This is a genomic window from Candidatus Roseilinea sp. NK_OTU-006, assembly GCF_012931985.1.
Classification (GTDB): Bacteria; Chloroflexota; Anaerolineae; order J036; family Brachytrichaceae; genus JAAFGM01.
In genome coordinates this window covers 1-3,031 of record NZ_JAAFGM010000079.1, presented here as the reverse complement: position 1 = coordinate 3,031, position 3,031 = coordinate 1, and the positions used below count along the sequence as shown (strand labels likewise).

Genomic DNA, 3,031 nt, shown 5'->3' with positions numbered 1-3,031 from the left:
GTCAGGCACGGGTCAGATCTCCTTCCTTGCCAGGACGACGGCGCCAAGAATGGCGATGAGGATCAGGATGGAGGTCACCTCGAAAGGCAGCAGCCACGTAGTGAAGAGAGCCTTGCCGACTTCGTAGGGACCGGCGACGTAGGCGCCGAAGCGGACGGTCTCCGTGCGCGGCACCTGGGACGCCATGACGTAAGCCGCGACGCCAGCCAGCGTGAACAGGAGCGGCAGCGCGACGGCGGTGCGCAGCACCTTCTTCGAGGGGCGGCGCTCGCCTTCGGCGTTCAGCAGCATGATGACGAAGACGAACAGCACCATGATGGCGCCCGCGTAGACAATCAACTGCACGGCGGCAAGGAACTCTCCGCCAAGCAGCAGGTACAGTACGGCGAGCGAGCCCATGACGCCGATCAGCGACAGCGCGCTGGAGATGGGGTGCGTCTGCAACACGAGGTTGAGGGCGCAGCCCACGGCGATGGCGGCGAAGATCAGGAACAGCACTACGTCCATAAGAGCAACACCTCGGTCATCCGGCCAGTGCGACCACGAGTCCGGTGATCAGCAGGTTGGCCACAGCCAGCGGGAAGAGGAACGTCCAGGCGAACCGCATCAGCTGGTCGTAGCGGTAGCGCGGCAGCGTCCCGCGGATCCAGATGAAGACGAAGACGAGGAAGCCCGCCTTGGCGACGAACCAGAAGAAGGGGATCAGGACGGGCTTCAGCATCGGAATGAGGAACACGGGCGAGGCGCCGAGCAGCAGGACCCCGAAGACGGGGAACGTGAAGCGGTCCCACTTGCGGCGGCGCGCCGCCTGCGCGGCGTGAAAGAGAAGGATGAGGCCTGCGCCGGCGAGCAGCACGACGGGGACAAGGTCGCTGCCGTATTCGGCGGGCCACAGCGGATGCCAGCCGCCGAGGAAGAGAACTGTGGCCACGCAGCAGATGGTGATGATGTTGGCGTACTCGGCCATGAAGAAGGAGGCGAACATCATCGAGGAGTACTCGGTGTGGAAGCCTGCGACGAGCTCGCTTTCGGCTTCCGGCAGGTCGAAGGGGACGCGGTTGGTTTCGGCGAAGGCGGCAATAAGGAAGATGATGAAGGCGAGCACCTGAGGGACCGGCGCAGCGAAGAGGTTCCATTTCGGCAGGAAGCCGAAGTAGAAGCCGCCCTGCAGTTCCACGATTTCGCGCAGGTTCAGGGTGTTGGCCATCAGCAGCGGGCTGACGATGGCCATGGCGAGGGGCAGCTCGTAGCTCACCATCTGCGCCGACGAGCGCAGGCCGCCTAGCATGGCGTACTTGTTGTTGCTGGACCAGCCAGCCAGCACGATGCCGTAGATGCCAATGCTGGTGATGCCCATCAACCACAACACGCCCACGTTGACATCTACCAGTCCCTGCGACAGACGATACCACTTGCCATCGAACCAGGGCACCGCGATCTTGGGGCCAAACGGCACAACGGCGAGCACGATCAACGCGGGCACCGTCTTGACCATTGGTGCGATCCAGAACACCACCTTCTGGGCGTGCGCCGGTGTGATGTCCTCTTTGAAAATCAGCTTGATGCCATCCGCTACTGGCTGCAGCAATCCATAGGGGCCAGCCCGGTTCGGGCCTACGCGCGCTTGCAAGAAAGCCAGGAAACGCCGCTCAAGCACCGTGGTGTAGGCGAAACCAGTCAGCAGCACCACAAACAGGATCAGGCTGGTCAGGATGGAGTGGATCACTGTGCAGGTGCTGCTGCTGGCACATTCCACAACAATACTGGATTCCCCTGGGCCAAACATACCAGACCTATCCCTCCCTCTTTTGCACAGCGCATGCCGCCAGCGCTTTTGGCACAGGCGTTGGGGCCAGCCGACGCGGTACCAGCACCACCCCTGCTGGCGCTTTCCCATCGACACGCGCCCTGGCAACCAGTTCCACGCCGTCCGCCTTCAGCACAACCTGCTCTCCCTCAGCAATGCCCAATTTCTGAGCGTCTTCGTCGTTCAGTTGCACATAAGGTTCAGGGATACGCCTGTGCATCAACGTGCTGGGGATGAACAGCGGCTCGCGGTCGTAGAGCAGGCGAATTGGCACAGCCACCAGGCCATCACGTTTGGGCCGTGACGTGTCAACTGGCCGCAGCCTCAGTTTGTACTGCCCCTTCTCCGCATTGGTCGCCCACTGCAAACCCAATCCCCCGCGATTGCTGTACGCTGTGCCGCCGTAATACAGGTCCTCTCCGCCAACCAGCGGGAACTGCTGCTCGACCTGCGCCAGCCGTGGATAGCTCATCTCTGCGTAGCGCAACACATGCTGCGTGATATCGCGCATGACCAGGCTGGGCGCGATGCGCGGCTTAGGCCCGCCTCGCATGCGCGCGCTGACATGTGCGAAGACCTTCCACCCCGGCAACGTGCCTTCAAGCGGAGACTGCGCCATATAGAAGCGCTGCACCCGGCGCATGCCATTGGTGAAGGTGCCCTCGCGCTCGGCGAAGCTCTGAACTGGAAGCACGATGTCTGCCAGCTCCGCCGTGGGAGTCATGAACTGTGTTGCCACCACCACAAACTGCGCTTCCGCCAGGAGTGCGGCCATGCGCCCGTCTTCCGCCACCGGGTCAGCTTCGGCGATCACCCACATCTCCGGTTGCGCGACGATCCTGGCCTCGGTCGCCTCCGGCGTGAACCCCATGTCCAGTGCGCCCTGCATGTTTGCGCCCGGCCACACAGGAATCAGCCCGTTGTTCGGACGCCCGACATGGCCAGTGAGGATGAGCAGATTCGCTGCCGCTTGCATCAAGTCGGCGTGCTGCGCCAGTGTGACCCCCTCGCCGCCCACGAAGATGACCAGATTCTCGGCCCCCAACAGGCTTTCGGCGGCCTCAGTCACCTGTTTCGGCACCCGGACGCCTTTCAGCGCGGCCTCCAGTTCCTGGTACCCCTCAGCACGCGCAGCAACAAACGATTCATCCACCATGTTGTTGCGGCGCGCGCTAGCGGAGAAGCCATTGAGCACACCCACCGCTTCCCCGTATCCGTAGTGCA

Annotated in this window: 3 protein-coding genes; all 3 read right to left on the bottom strand. The window is 63.0% G+C overall.

Annotation, left to right across the window (positions count from 1 at the left end):
• Positions 1-12: 12 nt before the first annotated feature.
• On the bottom strand, positions 13-507 hold the full coding sequence (locus tag GXH28_RS15460) for an NADH-quinone oxidoreductase subunit J family protein (protein ID WP_169239913.1): 495 nt from the start codon (positions 505-507) through the stop codon (positions 13-15).
• Positions 508-523: 16 nt separating this feature from the next.
• Positions 524-1,726, bottom strand: coding sequence for an NADH-quinone oxidoreductase subunit NuoH (gene nuoH / locus GXH28_RS15455; protein WP_320447975.1), 1,203 nt, complete (start codon positions 1,724-1,726; stop codon positions 524-526).
• Positions 1,727-1,793: 67 nt separating this feature from the next.
• A partial coding sequence (locus GXH28_RS15450; RefSeq protein WP_169239911.1) for a molybdopterin oxidoreductase family protein occupies positions 1,794-3,031 on the bottom strand: 1,238 nt, incomplete at its 5' end.

Coding starts and splice junctions, on each gene's coding strand:
- GXH28_RS15460 (WP_169239913.1), bottom strand. CDS start 507: ATGGACGTAGTGCTGTTCCTGATCTTCGCCGCCATCGCCGTGGGCTGC.